Raw genomic sequence first — 20,214 nt, 5'->3', positions numbered from 1 at the left:
GTCATCTGTCCGTCATTTCGCGCTGCTACCGCGCCAGTCGCGTAGATGAGTGCCCAACCGGGAGGTTTATATGGCATTTCGTTTCTTTGGTCCGACTGCGGCCGCAACCGCGATCGCTGCGACTCTGGCGATCGCCACGCCGGCGCATGCGGCGACCGAGATCCAGTGGTGGCACGCCATGACCGGCGGCAACAACGACGTCGTCGTCAAGCTTGCCAATGACTTCAACGCAGCGCAGAGCGACTACAAGGTCGTCCCGAGTTACAAAGGCGGCTACGCCGACACGATGAACGCCGGCATCGCCGCGTTCCGCGCCGGCAACGCGCCGCATATCATGCAGGTGTTCGAGGTCGGAACCGCCACCATGATGGCGGCGACCGGCGCGGTGAAGCCGGTCTACAAATTGATGCAGGAGACCGGCGAACCGTTCGACGCCAAGGCCTATTTGCCGGCGATCACCGGTTACTACTCGACCTCGAAGGGCGAGATGCTGTCGTTCCCCTTCAACTCGTCGTCGATGGTGATGTGGGTCAATCTCGACGCGCTGAAGAAGGCCGACATCGCCGAGATCCCGAAGACCTGGCCCGAAGTTTTCGAAGGCGCAAAGAAGCTGAAAGCGGCCGGCTATGCCACCTGCGGCTTCTCCACCGCCTGGGTGACCTGGGCCCATGTCGAGCAGTTGTCCGCCTGGCACAACGTGCCGCTGGCGAGCAAGGCGAACGGTCTCGACGGCTTCGACACCAAGCTTGAATTCAACGGACCGGTGCAGGTCAAGCATCTCGACAAGCTGATCGAGTTGCAGAAGGACAAGACCTTCGACTATTCCGGCCGCACCAACACCGGCGAGGGACGCTTCACATCGGGCGAGTGCCCGCTGTTCCTGACCTCGTCGGGCTTCTTCGGCAACGTCAAGTCGCAGGCCAAGTTCAATTGGACCAGCGCGCCGATGCCGTACTACCCGGACGTGAAGGGCGCCCCGCAGAATTCGATCATCGGCGGCGCATCGCTGTGGGTGATGGGCGGCAAGACACCCGAGGAATACAAGGGCGTCGCCAAATTCCTGGCATTCCTGTCCGACACCGACCGCCAGGTCGCGGTCCACAAGGCCTCGGGTTATCTGCCGATCACCATGGCGGCCTATGAGAAGGCCAAGGCCGAGGGCTTCTACAAGGAAGCGCCCTATCTCGAGACGCCGATCAAGGAACTGACCAACAAGCCTCCGACCGAGAATTCGCGCGGCCTGCGGCTCGGCAACATGGTGCAACTGCGCGACCTGTGGGCCGAGGAGATCGAACAGGCCCTAGCCGGCAAGAAGACCGCGAAGGAAGCGCTCGACGCTGCCGTCACCCGCGGCAACACCATGCTGCGTCAATTCGAAAAGACCGCGGTGAAGTAAGTCATCCGCAATTCACACCAACCGTCATTGCCGGGCTTGACCCGGCAATCCATCCTTCTCAAGAGTGACGGATGCGCGGGTCAAGCCCGCGCATGACGGCAGTGAGGGCGGGGCGGTCGAGGATCATGCAGAAGCAGTCCGTCTTCCACTCGAAATTCCTACCCTATATGCTGGTGCTGCCGCAGCTCGCGGTGGTGCTGGTGTTCTTCTATTGGCCGGCGGTGCAGGCGGTCATCCAGTCGTTCCTGTTGCAGGACGCGTTCGGCTTGTCGACCACCTTCGTATGGTTCGACAATTATCGCGAGCTACTGAGCGACCCGGACTATTTCAGCGCGATTCTCCGCACCTTCCTGTTTTCGGTTGCGATAGCGCTGTCGTCGCTGTCGCTGGCGCTGTTGCTCGCGGTGATGGCCGACAGGCCGCTGCGCGGCTCGACCTTCTATCGCACGCTGTTGATCTGGCCCTACGCGGTCGCGCCGCCGGTGGTCGGCGTGCTCTGGGTGTTCATGCTCAACCCCTCGCTCGGCGTGATTGCTCACGGGCTGCGCGCGATCGGAATCGACTGGAATCCGCTGCTCGACGGCAATCAGGCCGCGACCCTGATCATCCTCGCCGCAGCCTGGAAGCAGATCTCCTACAACTTCCTGTTCTTCCTCGCCGGGCTGCAGGCGATCCCGTCGAGCGTGATCGAGGCCGCGGCGATCGACGGCGCCCGGCCGATGCGACGGTTCTGGACCATCATCTTCCCGTTGCTGTCGCCGACGATCTTCTTTCTGATCGTCGTCAACATCGTCTACGCGTTCTTCGAAACTTTCGGCATCATCGACACCATGACCCGCGGCGGCCCGGCCAAGGCCACCGAAACGCTGGTATACAAGGTCTATAGCGACGGCCTGCTCGGCGGCAATCTCGGCAGTTCGGCGGCGCAGTCGGTGATCCTGATGGGCATCGTCATCGCGCTGACCGCGTTCCAGTTCCGCTTCGTCGAGCGCAAGGTGAATTACTGATGGTCGAGCACCGGAAGTTCGGAAACCTGCTGCCGCATCTCGTGCTGTGGACCGGCGTCCTGATCGTCGCGTTTCCGGTGTACATCGCCTTCGTCGCCTCGACTCAGGACAATGCGACCATCGCCAACGGCCAGATGTCGTTGCTGCCCGGCGGCCATTTCCTGGAGACCTATTACAAGACGCTGTTCGTCGGCACCTCCGGCACCACCCGCGAGCCGGTCGGCACGATGCTGTTCAATTCCTTCGTGATGGCGATGATGATCGCGGTCGGCAAGATCGCGATCTCGCTGATCTCGGCCTATGCGATCGTGTATTTCCGGTTTCCGTTCCGGATGACGATCTTCTGGCTGATCTTCATCACGCTGATGCTGCCGGTCGAAGTCCGGATTTATCCGACCTACAAGATCGTCGCCGATCTGCATTTGCTCGACAGCTACGCCGGGTTGACGCTGCCGCTGATCGCGTCGGCGACGGCGACGCTGCTGTTCCGGCAATTCTTCATGACGGTGCCGGACGAGTTGCTGGAGGCGTCGCGAATCGACGGCGCCGGGCCGTTCCGATTCTTCTGGGATACGCTGCTGCCGCTGTCGCGCACCAACATGGCGGCGCTGTTCGTGATCCTGTTCATCCTCGGCTGGAACCAGTATCTGTGGCCGCTGCTGATCACCACGCGCGACGACATGCAGACCATCCAGATCGGCATCCGCAAGATGATCGTCACCTCCGACGCGCTGACCGAATGGCCGGTGGTGATGGCGACCGCGATCCTGGCGATGCTGCCACCGGTGGCGGTGGTGGTGCTGATGCAGAAACTGTTCGTGCGCGGACTGGTGGAGACGGAGAAGTAACAGCTGTGGCCAACGTCGTTCTCCGCAATGTCCGCAAGACCTATCCGGGCGGCTTCGAAGCCATCAAGGGCGTCGACTTCGAGGTCGGCGACGGCCAGTTCTGCGTGCTGGTCGGTCCCTCGGGTTGCGGCAAGTCCACGCTGTTGCGGATGGTGGCGGGGCTGGAAACGATCACCTCCGGCGAGATCGATATCGGCGGTCGCGTCGTCAACGACGTCGAGCCCGCCGATCGCGACATCGCGATGGTGTTCCAGAACTACGCGCTCTATCCGCATATGAGCGTTTACAACAATATGGCCTATGGCTTGCGCAATCGCGGCATGGCGAAGCCGGAGATCGAGGCGCGGGTGCAGGAGGCGGCGCGGATATTGGAAATCGGCGCGATGCTCGACCGCAAGCCGCGGCAACTCTCCGGCGGCCAGCGCCAGCGCGTCGCAATGGGCCGCGCGATCGTGCGTCAGCCGAAAGTGTTCCTGTTCGACGAGCCGCTGTCCAATCTCGACGCCAAGCTGCGGGTGGCGATGCGGGTCGAGATTCGCAAGCTGCAGCGCCGGCTCAGCACAACGGCGATCTACGTCACCCACGACCAGCTCGAGGCGATGACGCTGGCCGACATTCTGGTGGTGATGAACGCCGGCCAGGTCGAGCAGATCGGCTCGCCCCTCGACGTCTACGCCAAGCCGGCGACCACCTTCGTCGCCTCCTTCATCGGCGCGCCGCCGATGAATCTGATCCCGCTCGATGCCGAAGGGGTGCGCGCCCGGTTCGGCGGCGCGGTCACCGAGGCGGGGGTTCTGGGTGTGCGTCCCGAGGACCTGGCGATTTCGTCCGAGCCGCCCGCGCCCGGCGGGCTGACGCTCGACCTTGCGGTCGAGGCGATCGAGCGGGTCGGTCCGGAAACCTTTGTCTACGGAACGCGGTCGCCAGGGGGCGACCTCGCCGCGATCAGCAGCAAACCCGGGGAATTGCCGCCCGACGAGATCATCATCCGGATCCCGGGCCAGGAGGCTCCAGCCATCGGCGAGCGGATTTCGGTGGTTGCGCTGCGGCACAATCTGCATCTGTTCAGCGCCGACGGCCGCCGGCGGATCGCCGTCTGAAGCTCTAACCCACTGGCCAAATTCGTTGTTTCGGCCGTCTTGAACCTTTTTTCGCACTGCCCATATTGGTTTGGACCGACCGGCAAGGTGCCGGCTGGTCAGCGGGGTGCCGTAAGGACCCCCTCAAAGTCGCTTCGAGAGGACTTTGTGATGTCTCGTGTTCCTACGTTATCAAGTCCCTTCCTGCTGGGATTCGACGAGATCGAGCGTGCGCTCGACCGCGTCGTGAAAGGCGCCGACGGGTACCCTCCCTACAACATCGAGCGCTGCGAGCGCGGCAACGGCGATCCGGAAAAGCTGCGGATCACGCTGGCGGTGGCGGGTTTCACCCGCGATCAACTCGATGTGACGATTGAGGAAAATCAACTCGTCATCAGGGGCCGGCAGCAGGATGACAAAACCCGGCAATACATCCATCGCGGCATCGCCGCGCGACACTTCCAGCGCACCTTCGTGCTGGCCGAAGGGATGCAGGTGCTCGGAGCGGACTTGAAGAACGGATTGCTATCAATCGATCTGGTCCGGCCTGAGCCTGAGCGGGTCATTAAGACAATCGCCATCACCGAACACGAATAATGGAACGAGTAGCGGACTCGACCGCTTAGTCTGACAGAGGAGTCGAGACCATGGCTGAACTGGGTACCAACCACGAGAATGTACGCGTCACGCCGGAAGCGCTGGCGCATCTGGGCGAAGGTCACATCGCCTATGTGAAGCAGATCCGCTCCGAGGATGTCCCCGGGCTGTTTCCGCAAGCGCCGCAGATTGCGCCGGGCCTCAAGCTGTTTGCACTCCATTCAGCCGATGGAACGCCGATCATGCTGACCGATAGCCGGGAGGCGGCGGTCGCGAATGCCTGGAGCCAGGAGCTGCAGGCCGTCAGCGTTCACTGAGCGCTGACACTCAGAGTTACGCATCGCGGAGCGTCCGGTGACGGACCCCGCGTATGCGGTGATCATTGAGCTCGCGCTGACGCTGCGCCCACCGCCCCCAGTAGTCTCCGTGCCTGAGCCCAGTAGTTTTCCTCAGCGATAAGCAACGTGCCAGACTATCCCGGCCCGGACGCCGGTCCGATTTCGGCCGTTACATCACTGAGTCGTGCAATCGTCCTGAGATTTTGGAAACTCCTGCGGTAGCTCTTCGCTTTTCAACCGCGCCCACGATCGCGCCGGAGACTTGAGTGATGGCGCCCGAGTTGCCGATCACCGTCGCGGAATGTGCGTTCGCGAAGCCTCTCCCTGAAGTCAGGGCGTGCTCCATCGGAGTCGTTGAGGGTAACTTGGTCCGCGGCTAATCGCGAGCTATAGGGCTTTCGAGGGGCCGGTTCGCGTCCAGGATACGCGTCAGAACATCAAGCCAGAGCGCCGGTTCTGATTCGATCAGAACCGAAAAAAAGCTCTAAGCGACGGTCGCAGGCGGCAGCGCCAGCACCGAATAAATCGCCTGGGCGTCGCGCGAGGCGCGCAGTTTTTTGGCGACGTCCTGATCGCGGAGGAGGCGGGCAATGCGCGCCAACGCCTTCAGGTGATCGGCGCCGGCGCCTTCAGGCGCCAGCAGCAGGAAGATCAGGTCGACAGGCTGGCCGTCCATTGCCTCGAAATCGATCGGGCGCTCCAGCCGCGCGAACAGGCCGAACAGCCGCTCGAGCTTCGGCAGCTTGCCGTGCGGGATCGCCACGCCATATCCGACCGCGGTGGTGCCGAGCTTCTCGCGCTGCAGCAAGACCTCGAACACCGCGCGCTCGTTCTGGCCGCTGAGTTCCGCTGCGCGCGCCGAGAGTTCCTGCAGCGCCTGCTTCTTGCTGATAACTTTCAACGCCGGGATGACGGCCTCGGGCGCGACCAGATCGGTAATCGTCATGAGGCGTTCCGAGGATGCGGTGTGCGGTCAGTGTGAAATAGGACAGGGGGAGGCTGCGTCAAGCTCGAACTCCAGAGGTCCACCGAGCCATTCGAAGCCTGGGGAAAACCGCCCTGAAATCATCAACCTAGCTAGTATATCATCCCTGCCGGCGGTGGCAAACTCCGGCCGTTGCGGCAGCAGCGGCAGAAGGCGGCGGACCATATGCAGAGGCGTCGACGGGCGTCAATGGCCGATCTCATCGCTACTGCAGGGAACACCGCCTTCCGCGGATAGGGTTTCGTCAGGCCGCGGCGCCGTTCAGCGACGGCGGATCGATCCAGCCGATATTGCCGTCGGCGCGACGGTAGATGATGTTCACACGGCCGGAGCCGCCGTGAAGGAAGATCAGCACCGGCGCGCCGGTGAGGTCGAGCTCCACCACGGCTTCGCTCACCGACAGACGCTTCATGGCGGTGGTGGCCTCGGCGATGATCACCGGATTATACGCGTCCTCGTGATGCTCCTCGTCGCCGGGCGCCTCGATGACGTAGCTCGGCATGTCGACCGGCGCAGTCAGTTCGGCCAGGGCGGTCGCCTCGGCATGGGCCTTGCGGGACGAGCGATCCTTCAGCCGGCTCTTGTAGCGGCGCAGCCGCTTCTCGATTTGCAGCAGCGCCTGATCGGCGCTGACATAAGCATCGGCAGCGTTCGACTCGGCTTCCAGCGTGATGCCGGAATCGAGATGCAGCGAGCAGTCGGTGCGGAATCCAAAGCCGTCCTTGCTCAGCGTGATATGGCCCGAATAATTGCCATCGAAATATTTGCGCAACACCTCTTCGGTGCGCTCGCTGACACGGCCGCGCAGCGCTTCGCCGACGCTGATGCTCTTGCCGGAGACCCGGATGGTCATGGGATGCCTCTTTTCGTCCTAGGGGAGAATGACAGTAATCGTCGCTGCGGCGTAATCAAGCCGGAGCGGTGTCGCGGGACCGATCGGCTGGCGCCGTCAGGGCCGTGCCGAGCATGCTGTGCTTGTCGCGTCGCCGTTGCACCGACGAGGGGATGCGCATCGCCTCGCGATATTTCGCGACGGTACGACGTGCGATATCGATGCCGGCTCCGCGCAGCCTCTCCACGATCGTGTCGTCCGACAGAATTGCTGACGGATCCTCGCCATCGATCAATTGCCGGATGTGATGACGAACGGCTTCGGCGGAATGCGCCTCGCCGCCATCGGCGGAGGCGATTGACGCGGTAAAGAAATACTTCAGTTCGAACGTGCCACGGTTGGTCGCCATATATTTGTTGGCGGTCACGCGCGACACCGTCGACTCGTGCATCTGGATCGCGTCGGCCACCGCTTTCAGATTCAGTGGTCGCAGATGCGCGACGCCGTGGGTGAAGAAGCCGTCCTGCTGGCGCACGATCTCGGTCGCGACCTTCAAAATGGTGCGAGCGCGCTGGTCGAGCGCGCGCACCAGCCAGGTTGCGGTCTGCAGGCAGTCGGAGAAGTAGGATTTGTCGCCATCCTTGCGGATCGTCTTCGACAACTCCGAGTAATAGGACTGGTTGACCAGCACCTTCGGCAGCGTGTCGCTGTTGAGTTCGACCAGCCAGCCTCCGTCGGGGCCGGGGCGCACGAACACATCGGGCACGACGGTCTGCACGCGAGAGGAGTTGAACTTCAGGCCAGGTTTCGGATCGAGGTGACGGATTTCGCCGATCATGTCGGCGAGGTCCTCGTCATCGACGCCGCAGATCTTGCGCAGGCTGACGACGTCGCGCTTGGCCAAGAGATCGAGGTGCTCGATCAGCGCCTGCATCGCCGGGTCGAACCGGTCGAGTTCACGCAATTGAATGGCGAGGCATTCGGCCAAAGAACGCGCGCAGATGCCCGGCGGGTCGAAGGTTTGCAGCACGCCGACCACGGCTTCGACTTCGGTCTGGGTCGTTCCGAGACGCTCGGCGGCCTCACCGAGATCGGCTGGCAGGTAGCCCGCATCGTCGACGAGGTCGATCAGATATTGCCCGATCATGCGTTCCGATGGTGAGGACAGCGCGACTGCGAGCTGCTCGCTGAGATGGTCGGCCAGCGAGGTCTCGGCCGCGACGAAGGCTTCGAGATTGTAGCCCTCGTCGCTGGAGGCGCCGCCGCCCCACTCGGTATATGACGCGGGCGCCGCGTCCTGAGCGGCGCGGGCCGCAGCCTCGGCCGGCTCCTCCGGGAAAACGTTCTCCATGCCGGTATCGAGTGTCTGCTCGATCTCGCTGCGGCTGCCGAGATCGCGGTGCATCCATTCTTCGCTGCCCGGCTCGAAGGAATCGCCGCCTGCGTTGTCGGCGAAGTCCGATGCCTCGCCGCCGGCCTCGCTGCCGCCGAACTCGTCACCCGCATTCTCGGCGCGGTCCATCGACGCTTCGCCGGCAACCAGCGGTTCGGCGTTGTCGCTGGCGCGGTCCAGCAGCGGGTTCTTCTCGAGCTCGTCCTCGACGAACACCGCGAGATCCAAATTGGACAGTTGCAGCAGCTTGATCGCCTGCATCAGCTGCGGCGTCATCACCAGCGACTGCGATTGGCGAAATTCGAGGCGTTGCGTGAGCGCCATGGCGGCAAAAACGATCCAAATTGGTCCGTTTCTTGCTTACCCCTTTCCGTGAGCGATGTACACGGCTTGACGGATTGTAAATTTGGAGTAGGGGCCCGCCCTCCGGTTCGGATCGGGCGAAAGGGGCGGGTCGAGCATTACGCGGCGGGCCAGGAACTGCAACCGTCTTAAAGGCGGAACTCCTCGCCAAGGTAAAGCCGGCGGACGTCTGGATTGTTGACGATCTCCTCCGGGCTGCCTTCGGTCAGAATCTCGCCGGCATAGACGATGTAGGCGCGATCCGTCAGGCCGAGCGTTTCGCGGACGTTATGGTCGGTGATCAGCACGCCGATGCCGCGATTGGTCAGATGCCGCACCAAATCCTGAATGTCGCCGACGGCAATCGGGTCGATGCCGGCGAACGGCTCGTCGAGCAGCATGTAGTTCGGCCGGCTCGCCAGCGCGCGGGCGATCTCGACGCGCCGCCGCTCGCCGCCGGACAGGGCGATCGACGGCGACTTTCGCAGCCGCTCGATGTTGAACTCGTGCAGCAGATTGTCGAGTTCGGCCTCGCGCTTGCGCTTGTCCGGCTCGACCGCTTCGAGCACGGCGCGAATATTCTGTTCGACATTGAGGCCCCGGAAGATCGAGGCTTCCTGGGGCAGATAGCCGATGCCGAGCCGGGCGCGCTGATACATCGGCAGCTTGGTGACGTCGTGTCCATCGAGTTCGATGGCGCCGCGATCCGCCTTGATCAGCCCGGTGATCATGTAGAACACCGTGGTCTTGCCGGCGCCGTTCGGCCCGAGCAGGCCCACGGCCTCGCCGCGGCGGACATAGATGCTGACGCCGCGCACGATTTTGCGGGTCCCGAAACTCTTCTCGACGCGATGCACGGCGAGATAGCCGGTATGGCTTTCGCGCGGTTGCGTCGCGGCAGGCCGACGCGGACGCGCTGGCGCGGGTGTCGGCGTTTGCGTTGGCTCGTTCGCACCTGCGTGCGCGACGGGCGGCGCGTCGCGCACCGGCGCGGCGAGCATGTCGCCGACCTCGCCTTGCAGCGCGGTGATGTCCATGCGCGTGCGTCCGAAGCCCGAGGGTTTCGCGGCGCGACGACGGAACATGCCGAGGAGGTCTACCATGCCGTTACCGATCAGGTCCTGCCGTGCGCCGTGCCGCTATCCGAAGCGATCGCGCCGTCATTTCTTCTGGCCCGCTGGGGGCGGCCCGATGCCGAGCGGGGCGCCTGATCCGCTGCCTGACGACTGAAACAGGCCCTGAACCCGGCCGCTGTTGGATTCGACGCGCGACACGCCGGTGGTCATGTCGACCAGCAGCCGATCGCCGCGCACAACGTTCTTGCCCTGAGTGAGCACCACGCTCCCCAGCATCGTCACCAGATTGGTCTTGGTATCGAACACCGCGCTGTCGCCGGTCACCACCTGATCCTTCTGGGTGACCACCACATTGCCCTTGGCCTCGAGCCGGCGAATCGACGATGTGCCGCCGGGACCGGGCGTCGCTGCGGGCAACGCCTTGCGCTTGGCTTGTTTGGCGGAGGTCTCGGACTGATCCTGATCGTAGAACACCACGAGGGTCTTCGAGGTCATGGTGGTGTCGCCCTGGACCACCTTGACGCTGCCCGTGAAGGTCGCCTCTTTCTTTTTGTCGCGAACCTCCAGCGTGTCGGATTCGATCTGGATCGGCTGATCGCGATTCTGCGAGAAGCCCTGCATCGCGTTCGGCACGCCTTGCACGGCGCTTTGCGCCAACGCGCCCGACAAGTTCGCCGAGCCGGCCAGAAACGCTGCGCCGGCGATCGCAAGCAGTTTGCGACGAGCGAGAAGGCAACGGGCGTTTGTCATGGGCGATTCACTTCGCGGCGCTGGCCCGGTTGCGACGACTTCGATTTGGCCGCCGCGTCGGCGTTCGGAACCGCGGCCGGAGCGGGCTGCCCACGCGTGTCGGTCTCCTCGGCGGGCTCCGGCAGATTGGCGTTGTCCAGGTTCATCACCACCCCGCCCTCGAATCGGATCACGTCGCCCTTCTCGGTAATGCGCAGCCGCTGCCCGCGCAACGTGCCGCCGAGCCATTTGACGTCGACCGGCTCGTCAGACGAGACATTGCCCTTGCCCATATCGATGTCGGCCTGAGTCATCCACGCCTCGCTGCCGGTCGATGTGCGCAGATACACGTCCTTCTGCAGGTTCAAAAGCTGCGCCTTGGTGTTGAACTTGCCGTCGCGGGCCTGGATCAGCACGGTGGACTGGTCGTCGCTGACCAACTTCGCCCGCAGCGTATGCAGATCGACATGGTCCTGGCTGGTGAGATCCTGGGTCGCCGAGCGCGCCCACATCTCATAGGGCCGCCCGTCATTGGTGAAGCCCGCAAGATGCGGCGACTCCATTGTGATCTTGGTCCCGGACACCACCAGATCGCCGATGTCGATCGGCAGTTTCGAAAGCAGGCGGAACGGGTTGAAGATCGAGATGGCGAGGATCGCAGCGAGCGACAGCGCCACCACCAGAGGCACCGCGACCCGCAGCGTTCGCACCAGCCGGCTATGGCGCGCCGCCGCCGCGAAGCGCGCCTCCATGCTGGTGTGATAGGCCGCCGTCTGAACCGAAGCCACCGTTGCTCCCGCGTGGTGCCGAGGCCTGGCCTGACCAGCCAGCCTCGAGCCCTGCTATCGTCGTCTCGCGCTCCGCGTCGGGGGACCGGCCGGGCGAAATCCGGCGCGGGGAGCAACCCCAGATAGTCGCAATCGCCGCGACAGGCGAGGGTCTCCGGGCGGCGGTTCCATCAAAAGTCTATCAGGACGAGGAGTATGACCGAAACGGGGCCGGCTCGCCTGCCGAATCCGGACCGAATAGGTCAAGAATGCGCGAAGATATCCTCTTCGCTCCAGCCGTCGAGGTCGAGCCGGGAGCGGTGCGGCAGGAAACCGAAGCAGGCCTGGGCCAGATCGGTCCGGTTCTCCCGCGCCAGCATCGCGTCCAGCTTTTCGCGCAGCCCGTGGAGATGCAGCACGTCGGAGGCCGCATAAGCGAGCTGGGCGTCGCTCAGCGTCTCCGCGCCCCAGTCGCTGGATTGCTGCTGTTTCGACAGGTCGACGTTCAGCAGCTCGCGCACCAGATCCTTCAGGCCGTGGCGGTCGGTGTAGGTGCGGGTCAGCCGCGAGGCGATCTTGGTGCAGTAGACCGGCTGCGGCATCACCCCGAATGCGTTGTACAGCGCTGCGAGATCGAACCGCGCGAAATGGAAGATCTTCACGATGGCCGGATCGCCGAGCAGCTTCTTCAGATGCGGCGCGTCGGTGTGTCCCTGCGGAATCTGCACCACATCGGCGCTGCCGTCGCCGTTCGACAGTTGCACCACGCAAAGCCGGTCGCGATGCGGATGCAGCCCCATCGTCTCGGTGTCGATCGCCACCGAATTCGTATAGCGCGAAAGATCCGGCAGATCGCCGCGATGCAGACGGATCGTCATGGGCAGGATATCCTTAGGGGGTGGAATTGACTTCGAAGAAGAGGCCGGAGCCAGCCTCGAATCGCCCGCTCAACCTATCGCCCCGATCAATCCAAGGCGAGCGCCGCGCGATTTCGGCTTGGGCCGTCGAAACGTTGTTTCGAACAGGACGGCTTCAGGGCATTGGGCGAGTGGTGCCCAGGAAAGGACTCGAACCTTCACGGCCGTGAAGCCACTGGCACCTGAAGCCAGCGCGTCTACCAATTCCGCCACCTGGGCCCGGGCGGGTTGATAGGGACCCGACACGGAAATGTCAAATGCTTGGCGGCCGCCAAATCCGCTATACAGCGAAAGGTTGATGGCATAACGCCAAACCGCCAGATTGACGGCAATTGCCGGACGTTTCCGGCACTGCATTTGTTCACAGGATCACGCCGCATGAATACGAATATCGACACCCTGGTCACGGTTTTCGGCGGTTCGGGCTTCATCGGCCGCCATGTGGTCAGCGCGCTGGCCCGTCGGGACTACCGAATCAGGGTGGCGGTGCGGCGTCCGGAACTGGCGGGGCATCTGCAACCGCTCGGGCGGGTCGGTCAGATCCACGCGGTGCAGGCCAATCTGCGCTATCCGGCGTCGGTTGCGGCGGCGATGCGCGGCGCCCATGTGGCGATCAACCTGGTCGGAATTCTTGCCGAGGGTGGCGCGCAAAAATTCGACGCTGTGCAGGCTGAGGGCGCAGCGGCGATCGCCAAGGCCGCCGCGGCCGTGGGGGCGCGGATGGTGCACGTTTCCGCGATCGGAGCCGATGCAAATTCGCCCGCGCGCTACGCCCGCTCCAAGGCCGCCGGCGAACAGGCCGTGCTCAGCGCGGTGCCGCAGGCGACGATCCTGCGGCCCTCGGTGGTGTTCGGCCCCGAAGACCAGTTCACGAATCGCTTTGCCGCATTGGCGCGAATCTCGCCGGTGGTGCCGCTGGTCGGCGCCGACACCAAACTTCAGCCGGTCTATGTCGGCGACGTCGCGACCGCGGTGGCCGAGGCCGTCGATGGCAACGCCAGGCCGGGCGCGACCTACGAACTCGGTGGTCCCGAGCAACTGACGATGCGCGAGATCATCGAGATCATCCTCGAGACCATCGACCGCAAGCGCGTGCTGCTGCCGTTGCCGTTCGGGCTCGCCCGCATGCAGGCGATGCTGCTGCAATTCGCGCCGGGCGATCTCAAGCTGACGCCGGATCAGGTCGAGCTGTTGAAGGTCGACAACGTCGTGTCGGACGCAGCCAAGAGCGCCGGCCTGACGCTGCAGGGCCTGGGCGTCACGCCGGATTCGATGCAGGCGATCGTGCCGTCTTATCTGTGGCGATTCCGCAAGACCGGTCAGTTCGCGCGCAAAAGCGCGTAGCCGATAGCGGTCAGCAAGCGTCCGAGTCCGGCGTTCCGACGCCGGCATTCGGACGTGCGATTATCGGCCCATCGCCAGCGCGATCAGGCCGAGCGTGCCGACGATGACGCGCCACCATGCGAACAGTTCGAAGCCGTGGCGCGTGACGTAGCCGAGGAACGTTTTCACCACGATGACCGCGGTGATGAACGACACCACGAAACCGATCGCCACGATGGTCAGGTGATCGGTCGTCATCTCGCCGCGATTCTTGTAGAAATCATAGACGAAGGCGCCCACCATGGTGGGGATCGCCAGAAAGAACGAGAACTCGGCGGCGGAGCGCTTGTCGGCGCCGAACAGCATCGCCGCGACGATGCTGGCGCCGGACCGTGACACGCCGGGGATCATCGCCAGGCACTGCGCGCATCCAATGTAGAAGTACATCGGCAGCGGAAACGCCGTGGCGTCGTGCTGTTGCGGATTGAGATCGAGCTGATCGACCCACAGCAGGATCGCGCCGCCGACGATCAGCGAGAAGCAGACCACCCAGGGATTGAACAGATACAGCTTGATATAGGACCCCGCCACGGCGCCGATCATGGCCGCCGGCAGGAACGCGACCAGAACGCCGATGACGAATCGGCGCGCGGCCGGATCGGAAAACATCCCGAGCGCAATTCGCCACAATTTCGCGAAATAGATCGACAGGATCGCGAGGATCGCGCCGAGCTGGATGAGCACCGCGAAGCTCTTCCAGAAGCTGTCTTCGCCGAGATTGAAGAACCGCCCCACCAGCAGCAGATGCCCGGTCGAGGAGACCGGGAGGAATTCGGTGACGCCTTCGACCACGCCGAGGATGACGGCCCTGAAGATATCGAAAAGCATGGGATCGTCCGCTGGGAGGGATGGGGCTCGCAAGAGGCGCGCCGTTGTCGCTTATTCGTTTGCATGCCGCAACGTCAAAAATGACGACAAAGTCGGCTTGCCACACGGCTGTGCTTCGGTAGTTTGCCGCCTTCGCAGCCGCGCCGAATCGCATGTCATGGTCGCCGTCCTGGCCACCGTTTGTTAAGCCTGCGAAACTATCAAGGTTGTCATGTATACCCTGTTCCACCACCCGTTTTGCCCGCAGTCCCGGTTTGTCCGGCTCGCGCTCGGGGAACACGGCCTCGACCTGCGGCTGGTGGAAGAGCGCTCGTGGGAACGGCGCACGGCGTTTCTTGCACTTAATCCTGCGGGAACGACGCCGGTCCTGGTCGCCGAAGGGCAGCCGCCGATTCCCGGCGCGGGCGTGATTGCCGAGTTTCTCGATGAGTCACACGGCGCAGCGCTCGGCGATCGCCGGTTGTTGCCGCATGGGACGGCCGAGCGGATCGAAGTTCGTCGGCTGCTGGCGTGGTTCAACGAGAAATTCTTCGAGGAGGCGAGTGGACCGCTGGTGACAGAGCGGATCTACAAGCGCTTTATGAGCGAAGAGGACGGCGGCGGGCCGCCCGCGATGGACGTGATCCGCGCTGCGACCGCCAATGTCCGCTATCATCTCGCTTATATCGGCTGGCTGGCGCGGACGCGGAACTTTCTGGCCGGCGACAGAATGACTTATGCGGATCTGGCGGCCGCGGCGCATCTGTCGGCAATCGACTATCTGGGCGATGTGCCATGGATCGAGGACGAGGCGGCAAAGGCCTGGTACGCGCGGATCAAGTCGCGGCCGTCGTTCCGTCCGCTGCTGAGCGAATGGCTGGCGGGGGTGCCGGCGTCGCGGACCTATGTGGATCTGGATTTCTGACCGCTGATTCCACCACCGCTTTTGCCGCTGCCGCCCCTCAGGGCGAACTCAAGGCGCTTGTGGCGAAACAGGGGCAGACGCTCGGCTTCGACGCGATCGGCATCTGCGCACCGGATTCGATCCCACACGCTCTCGATCGACTACGCGATTACCTCGCCTCCGGTTTTCACGGCGAGATGGCCTGGCTCGCCGATCGTCCCGAGCGTCGCGCCGATCCGCGGGTGATGTGGAGCGAGGTGCGCTCGGTGATCATGCTCGGGGTCAATTACGGTCCGCAGAGTGATCCGCGTCACATTCTTGGCGCCAAGGATCGCGGCGCGATCTCGGTCTATGCGCAGGGCGACGATTATCACGATGTGATCAAGGCGCGACTGAAGCAGCTCGCGCGCTGGCTGGTCGCGACCGCGGGCGGCGAGGTCAAAGTGTTCGTCGATACCGCCGCGGTGATGGAGAAGCCGTTGGCGCAGGCCGCAGGGCTGGGCTGGCAGGGCAAGCACAGCAATCTGGTGTCGCGCGAACTGGGCTCGTGGCTGTTTCTCGGCGCGATCTTCACCACGCTCGAGCTGCCGCGCGACGCCGCCGAGCGCGATCATTGCGGTTCGTGCCGGGCCTGCCTGGATTCCTGCCCGACCGCGGCCTTCCCCGAGCCCTACCGGCTCGATGCGCGGCGCTGCATCTCGTATCTGACGATCGAGCATAAGGGGCCGATCCCGCACGAATTTCGTCAACCGATTGGTAACCATATCTACGGTTGCGACGATTGCCTGGCGGCTTGCCCGTGGAACAAGTTCGCGCAGGTCGGGCGCGAGGCGAAGCTGGCGGCGCGCGACGCGTTGCGCGCGCCTTCGCTCGGGGAATTGGTGCGGCTCGACGATCCGTCGTTTCGGGCGCTGTTCACCAAGTCGCCGGTGAAGCGCATCGGGCGCGACCGCTTCATCCGCAACGTCCTGATCGCGATCGGTAATTCGGGTGATGCGGAGCTTGCCCGCGAGGCCGAGCGGCTGCTCGGCGACGGCAGCGCGGTGGTGCGTGGCGCGGCGGTGTGGGCGCTGGCGCAGTTGCTGCCCGGCGATCAGTTCGCGGCGCTGAAGGCGGCACGGCTCGGCGACGAGCCGGACGAGAGCGTGCGCGCGGAGTGGGTCGGGGCACTTCCTTCTCCCCTTGTGGGAGAAGGTGGCACGGACGCAGTCCGTGCCGGATGAGGGGGCACGGCGGGCGCAGTGCTCGCGAGACCCCTCACCCGGCTCGCTGCGCTCGCCACCCTCTCCCACAAGGGGAGAGGGTTATTTGGCTCACCAAACTTCTCAGCTCACCCGATCTCCTCGACCGCCGCCAGCATCCGCGCGATGTCCTGCGGCCGGCTCAGGCGGTGGTCGCCGTCCTGGATCAGGGTCAGCACGACGTCCTCGCAGGGCAGCCGCTCGGTCAGGGCGAAGGCGTGGGTCCACGGCACGTCGGGGTCCTGCTTGCCCTGAAGGATGCGGACCGGGCAGCCGACGCTGATCGCGCCGCCGAGCAGCAGATGGTTGCGGCCGTCCTCGATCAGCGCGCGCGTGATCGGATAGGCGTCGCCATAGTCCGACGGCCGCATCCAGGCGCCTTCAGTCTCGATCTGGCGGCGGATCTCGGGCGAAAAGCCCTTCCACATCAGCGCTTCGGTGAAATCCGACGCCGGTGCGATCAGCACCAGGCCGGCGAGCTTCGCTCGGGCTTCGCCGCCGCGGCGGATCAATTCGCGCGCCAGCAGCAGTGCCATCCAGCCGCCCATCGACGAGCCGATCACCACCTGCGGGCCTGTCGCGAAGCGGTCGAACACCGCGAGGCTGTCTTCCAGCCAGCGGCTGATCGTGCCGTCCGCGAAGGCGCCCGAGGAGGAACCATGGCCGGAATAATCGAACCGGACGCAGGCCTGGCCGCGTTCGGCGGCCCATTCGTCGAGCGCGACGGCCTTGGTCCCGGTCATGTCCGAGTTGAAGCCGCCGAGCCAGAACAGGCCGGGAGCGTGACCCGCGCGCGCCCGGACGGCGATCCGGCGCTCGGCGGCGCCTTCGCCGACGCTGATGAAGGCTGGATCGGACCCATTCGGGGCTGCTGCGGAGTTTGTCATGGATCAAGGGCCTCGTTGCGAAGTTGGTTTGCAGTCACCGCCGTCGCGCCGTCAACGCCGAACCCAGGTCCGGCGTGGCGGAAATGCCGCGAATCGGCCTGTCTTTCCGCCGCTTATGCGGAAGTTGGCTTGCCGGTTGTCGGTTCTTCCGTCACACTGCGCGGCGATCAGAACGGGCATGGCCTCGGCGTTGAACCGGGGCGAAGTTGGTTTTGCGTCGGGTTGCGCTCTGACCTATATGGAGCTCTCGATCTGATCGGCATAGCCGCAAATGCTTCTGTGACATGCCCTGATTGATCGTTCGCCACCAACGTTCACAATATTGGAGAATCGACCATTCGCCGTCCCAACAGAGCCCCGCCCCCCGTTGCTAAGGATGGGCCGCGCACCAACGATGAAATTCGCAATCACGAGATCCAGCTGATCGACCAGGCCGGTATTAACCAGGGCAAGGTCGAGACCATTGTCGCGATCAAGATGGCAATGGAAGCAGGCATGGATCTGGTCGAGATTTCGCCGAACGTCAGTCCGCCGGTCTGCAAGATCATGGACTACGGCAAGTTCAAGTACTCGGCGCAGAAGAAAGCCGCCGAGGCGCGCAAGAAGCAGAAGATCGTCGAGATCAAGGAGATCAAGCTCCGCCCGATGATCGACGACCACGACTACGACGTGAAGATGAAGGCGATGCAGCGCTTCTTCGAGGAAGGCGACAAGGTGAAGATCACTTTGCGCTATCGCGGACGCGAAATGGCCCACCAGGAAATCGGCACCAAGCTGCTGGAAAAGGTGAAGGCCGACGTCGCCGAAATCGCCAAGGTCGAGCAGGACGCCCGTTTCGAAGGCCGTCAGGTGGTCATGGTGCTGGCGCCGCGCTGAGGCGCAGCAAGCCCGTTTTACATTTGAGTACGCGTGTGGCCCGTCAGATGATCTGGCGGGCCTTTTCTTTTGGGGATTGCGGCTCAGTGTCTGCGTCGCCCTCACCCCAGCCCTCTCCCGCACGCGGGAGAGGGGGTCTGCAGCAAGCGGGGAAAGGCAGTGCTTCTCACCAAGCGCGGCGCGCTCCCTCTCCCGCTTGCGGGGGAGGGTTGGGGTGGGGGAAGCCGCAGGTCGCAGCGCTCGAGCTTTTTCGGTTCTGACAGAATCAGAACCGGAGCTCTAACTTTTTGTTCTGACGCGTTTTCTTAACGCGAACCGGTTTCCACTTCGCTCGAAAACGCTCTCGCTTCACGCTAACCGCAACTACCCGCGCGTCGCCTGCCAGGTGCCGCTGCAGCGGTCGCCCTCGATCAGGCCGCTCCAGGTGCCGGTGCCGGAATTGCCGGCGAGGCGACCGCGACCATTGGCGACCGAGGCGCCGACCGAAAGCCTGACCGCGACGTTGCCGCCGCCGGTGATGCCGCCGGTGACCTTGCCGCCACCGGCCGAGGAGACGCGGCGGCCCTGCACGGCGAACGGCGCGTTGTAGGTCGGGCCGCAATTGCCCGCGCGGGTGGCGAACACCACGTTCCAGACGCCGTCGAAATTGCCGCCGGCCCGGCGCTTCGCCGCCTCGGCGTCGCCCGACGCGGCGACGAGCGCCGCCAGCAGGGCGGCCGCGGCGAGCAGGCCGGTCCGGGTGATGCCGGGGAAGAACCGTCTCGCATGGGAACGGGCAGGGGCGTTCATAGGGGTCTCCCAAAGCAGAAGCCCGCGACCGGCTGATGTCGGCCCGGTGCGAATCCGGTGACGCGTCGCCTGGATCTGCGACGACGATACGCGCCGAATGAACCTGCATCGAGCTTATTTTGGGTCGGTCGCGCCGGCTGGCGGCCGGACATCAGCGCCGGCCGGCGTTATGCGTTGCCAATCCGGCTCCGCTCTGCCATAAGCGCAGCCTTCATCGCCCGGCTGATCAAGGGCTGCCGTGGCGGTGTTCCCTGCCGATTTGTTCCGCGAGGAATAAGTCGAGCAACTTCAACGCTCTAACGAGCAATTTCAGCCGGCGCAGCGCCCCTCGGGCGCAGATTGCGCGTGGCACAGGAGAGCTAAATGCCCAAGCTGAAGACCAAATCGGGCGCTAAAAAGCGCTTCAAGGTAACCGCCACCGGCAAGGTGATGTCCGCCCAGCGCGGCAAGCGCCACGGCATGATCAAGCGCACGAAGAAGCAGATCCGTCAGCTTCGCGGGACGCGCGTGATCTTCAAGACCGACGGCGACAACATCAAGAAGTATTTCTTGCCGAACGCCTGACCGTTCACGCCGCGCATTTGCGCGGCAACCTCATCGGGCCGCGTCCGCGCGGCCAACCAAACCCAATTCAGATGAAGGAGATCAGTCATGGCTCGCGTCAAACGCGGTGTGACGGCTCACGCCAAGCATAAGAAGGTCTACAAGCTCGCCAAGGGTTTCCGTGGCCGCCGCAAGAATACGATCCGCGCCGCCAAGGCTGCGGTCGACAAGGCCGGCCAATACGCGTTCCGGGATCGCAAGCGCAAGAAGCGGACGTTCCGCGCGCTGTGGATCCAGCGCATCAACGCCGCGGTGCGTCCGCTCGGCATGACCTACAGCGTGTTCATCAACGGCCTCGCCAAATCCGGCGTGATCGTCGATCGCAAGGTGCTGTCGGATCTGGCGATCACCGAACCGGCGGCGTTCCAGGCGATCGCCGAGAAGGCCAAGGCCTCGCTCGCGGCCTGAGGCTGCAAGG

The 20,214-nt window shown here is 64.1% G+C and carries 22 protein-coding genes and 1 tRNA gene; 12 read left to right on the top strand and 11 right to left on the bottom strand.

The genetic code is table 11. The annotated features are described in order from the left end of the window. Positions 1 to 70 precede the first annotated feature (70 nt). From ugpB to BMY71_RS02690, 6 genes are all read left to right on the top strand, one after another. Entirely contained in the window at positions 71 to 1,396 is a 1,326-nt protein-coding gene (gene ugpB, locus BMY71_RS02715) for a sn-glycerol-3-phosphate ABC transporter substrate-binding protein UgpB (RefSeq protein WP_011500618.1), read from the top strand. 125 nt (positions 1,397 to 1,521) lie between these two features. Next, on the top strand, positions 1,522 to 2,403 hold the full coding sequence (ugpA, locus tag BMY71_RS02710) for a sn-glycerol-3-phosphate ABC transporter permease UgpA (protein WP_041805072.1): 882 nt from the start codon (positions 1,522 to 1,524) through the stop codon (positions 2,401 to 2,403). Beyond that, positions 2,403 to 3,251, top strand: a complete 849-nt coding sequence (gene ugpE, locus BMY71_RS02705) for a sn-glycerol-3-phosphate ABC transporter permease UgpE (protein WP_011500616.1) — start codon at positions 2,403 to 2,405, stop codon at positions 3,249 to 3,251. Before ugpA ends, ugpE begins: the two co-directional genes overlap by 1 nt. Positions 3,252 to 3,256: 5 nt before the next feature. Beyond that, positions 3,257 to 4,351 (top strand): sn-glycerol-3-phosphate import ATP-binding protein UgpC, encoded by a 1,095-nt coding sequence (locus BMY71_RS02700; protein WP_092681530.1) that lies wholly within the window; start codon positions 3,257 to 3,259, stop codon positions 4,349 to 4,351. 150 nt (positions 4,352 to 4,501) lie between these two features. Then, positions 4,502 to 4,927, top strand: coding sequence for an Hsp20 family protein (locus tag BMY71_RS02695; protein WP_011500614.1), 426 nt, complete (start codon positions 4,502 to 4,504; stop codon positions 4,925 to 4,927). 50 nt (positions 4,928 to 4,977) lie between these two features. Beyond that, a complete protein-coding gene (locus BMY71_RS02690; RefSeq protein WP_011500613.1) occupies positions 4,978 to 5,244 on the top strand; it encodes a BQ00720 family protein in 267 nt (88 codons plus the stop codon). A 505-nt stretch (positions 5,245 to 5,749) separates the two neighbouring features. Here the strand turns inward: BMY71_RS02690 and ptsN are convergent. From ptsN to BMY71_RS02650, 8 genes are all read right to left on the bottom strand, one after another. Further along, positions 5,750 to 6,211: a PTS IIA-like nitrogen regulatory protein PtsN gene (gene ptsN, locus BMY71_RS02685; RefSeq protein WP_011500612.1), complete on the bottom strand. Its 462-nt coding sequence runs from the start codon at positions 6,209 to 6,211 to the stop codon at positions 5,750 to 5,752. Between the two features lie 283 nt (positions 6,212 to 6,494). Beyond that, complete coding sequence (gene hpf, locus BMY71_RS02680; protein ID WP_011500611.1) at positions 6,495 to 7,103, bottom strand: ribosome hibernation-promoting factor, HPF/YfiA family; 609 nt, start codon at positions 7,101 to 7,103, stop codon at positions 6,495 to 6,497. Between the two features lie 55 nt (positions 7,104 to 7,158). After that, positions 7,159 to 8,799 (bottom strand): RNA polymerase factor sigma-54, encoded by a 1,641-nt coding sequence (rpoN, locus tag BMY71_RS02675; RefSeq protein WP_011500610.1) that lies wholly within the window; start codon positions 8,797 to 8,799, stop codon positions 7,159 to 7,161. 167 nt (positions 8,800 to 8,966) lie between these two features. Further along, a complete protein-coding gene (gene lptB / locus BMY71_RS02670; RefSeq protein WP_092681528.1) occupies positions 8,967 to 9,920 on the bottom strand; it encodes an LPS export ABC transporter ATP-binding protein in 954 nt (317 codons plus the stop codon). Positions 9,921 to 9,977: 57 nt separating this feature from the next. After that, positions 9,978 to 10,643 (bottom strand): LptA/OstA family protein, encoded by a 666-nt coding sequence (locus BMY71_RS02665; protein ID WP_092681526.1) that lies wholly within the window; start codon positions 10,641 to 10,643, stop codon positions 9,978 to 9,980. After that, entirely contained in the window at positions 10,640 to 11,374 is a 735-nt protein-coding gene (gene lptC / locus BMY71_RS02660) for an LPS export ABC transporter periplasmic protein LptC (RefSeq protein ID WP_175557601.1), read from the bottom strand. The genes BMY71_RS02665 and lptC overlap by 4 nt, the downstream gene beginning before the upstream one ends. A 278-nt stretch (positions 11,375 to 11,652) precedes the next feature. After that, the gene (locus BMY71_RS02655) at positions 11,653 to 12,267 is read right to left on the bottom strand and encodes a ribonuclease D (RefSeq protein ID WP_092681522.1); all 615 of its coding nucleotides are present in this window, start codon (positions 12,265 to 12,267) and stop codon (positions 11,653 to 11,655) included. A gap of 171 nt (positions 12,268 to 12,438) precedes the next feature. Then, a tRNA-Leu gene (locus BMY71_RS02650) sits at positions 12,439 to 12,525 on the bottom strand. Between the two features lie 159 nt (positions 12,526 to 12,684). On the opposite strand from BMY71_RS02650, the gene BMY71_RS02645 reads away from it, so the two are divergent. After that, positions 12,685 to 13,650 carry a complex I NDUFA9 subunit family protein gene (locus tag BMY71_RS02645; RefSeq protein ID WP_092681520.1) on the top strand — a complete coding sequence of 322 codons (966 nt, stop codon included), beginning with the start codon at positions 12,685 to 12,687 and terminating at the stop codon, positions 13,648 to 13,650. A gap of 60 nt (positions 13,651 to 13,710) precedes the next feature. Here the strand turns inward: BMY71_RS02645 and BMY71_RS02640 are convergent, their stop codons facing one another. Then, positions 13,711 to 14,517 (bottom strand): undecaprenyl-diphosphate phosphatase, encoded by an 807-nt coding sequence (locus BMY71_RS02640; protein WP_011500604.1) that lies wholly within the window; start codon positions 14,515 to 14,517, stop codon positions 13,711 to 13,713. Between the two features lie 211 nt (positions 14,518 to 14,728). Here BMY71_RS02640 and BMY71_RS02635 point away from each other — a divergent pair, with 211 nt between their 5' ends. Beyond that, the gene (locus tag BMY71_RS02635; RefSeq protein WP_011500603.1) at positions 14,729 to 15,421 is read left to right on the top strand and encodes a glutathione S-transferase family protein; all 693 of its coding nucleotides are present in this window, start codon (positions 14,729 to 14,731) and stop codon (positions 15,419 to 15,421) included. Next, on the top strand, positions 15,370 to 16,623 hold the full coding sequence (queG, locus tag BMY71_RS02630) for a tRNA epoxyqueuosine(34) reductase QueG (RefSeq protein WP_092681518.1): 1,254 nt from the start codon (positions 15,370 to 15,372) through the stop codon (positions 16,621 to 16,623). Before BMY71_RS02635 ends, queG begins: the two co-directional genes overlap by 52 nt. 107 nt (positions 16,624 to 16,730) lie before the next feature. Here the strand turns inward: queG and BMY71_RS02625 are convergent, their stop codons facing one another. Further along, positions 16,731 to 17,528 carry an alpha/beta hydrolase gene (locus tag BMY71_RS02625; protein WP_092681516.1) on the bottom strand — a complete coding sequence of 266 codons (798 nt, stop codon included), beginning with the start codon at positions 17,526 to 17,528 and terminating at the stop codon, positions 16,731 to 16,733. 336 nt (positions 17,529 to 17,864) lie between these two features. Here BMY71_RS02625 and infC point away from each other — a divergent pair, with 336 nt between their 5' ends. Further along, entirely contained in the window at positions 17,865 to 18,404 is a 540-nt protein-coding gene (gene infC, locus BMY71_RS02620; protein WP_041805071.1) for a translation initiation factor IF-3, read from the top strand. A 363-nt stretch (positions 18,405 to 18,767) separates the two neighbouring features. Here infC and BMY71_RS02615 read toward each other — a convergent pair whose 3' ends face one another. Continuing rightward, positions 18,768 to 19,193: a hypothetical protein gene (locus BMY71_RS02615; RefSeq protein WP_011500599.1), complete on the bottom strand. Its 426-nt coding sequence runs from the start codon at positions 19,191 to 19,193 to the stop codon at positions 18,768 to 18,770. A gap of 363 nt (positions 19,194 to 19,556) precedes the next feature. Here BMY71_RS02615 and rpmI point away from each other — a divergent pair, with 363 nt between their 5' ends. Both rpmI and rplT read left to right on the top strand, forming a co-directional pair. Continuing rightward, the gene (gene rpmI / locus BMY71_RS02610; protein ID WP_011438945.1) at positions 19,557 to 19,757 is read left to right on the top strand and encodes a 50S ribosomal protein L35; all 201 of its coding nucleotides are present in this window, start codon (positions 19,557 to 19,559) and stop codon (positions 19,755 to 19,757) included. Positions 19,758 to 19,844: 87 nt separating this feature from the next. Further along, entirely contained in the window at positions 19,845 to 20,204 is a 360-nt protein-coding gene (rplT, locus tag BMY71_RS02605) for a 50S ribosomal protein L20 (protein WP_092681514.1), read from the top strand. Positions 20,205 to 20,214 lie beyond the last annotated feature (10 nt).

The organism is Rhodopseudomonas pseudopalustris, from assembly GCF_900110435.1.
GTDB classification, from domain to species: domain Bacteria; phylum Pseudomonadota; class Alphaproteobacteria; order Rhizobiales; family Xanthobacteraceae; genus Rhodopseudomonas; species Rhodopseudomonas pseudopalustris.
Note: the sequence above shows the minus strand (reverse complement) of the source record. Positions and strands in the feature narration are given on the sequence as shown.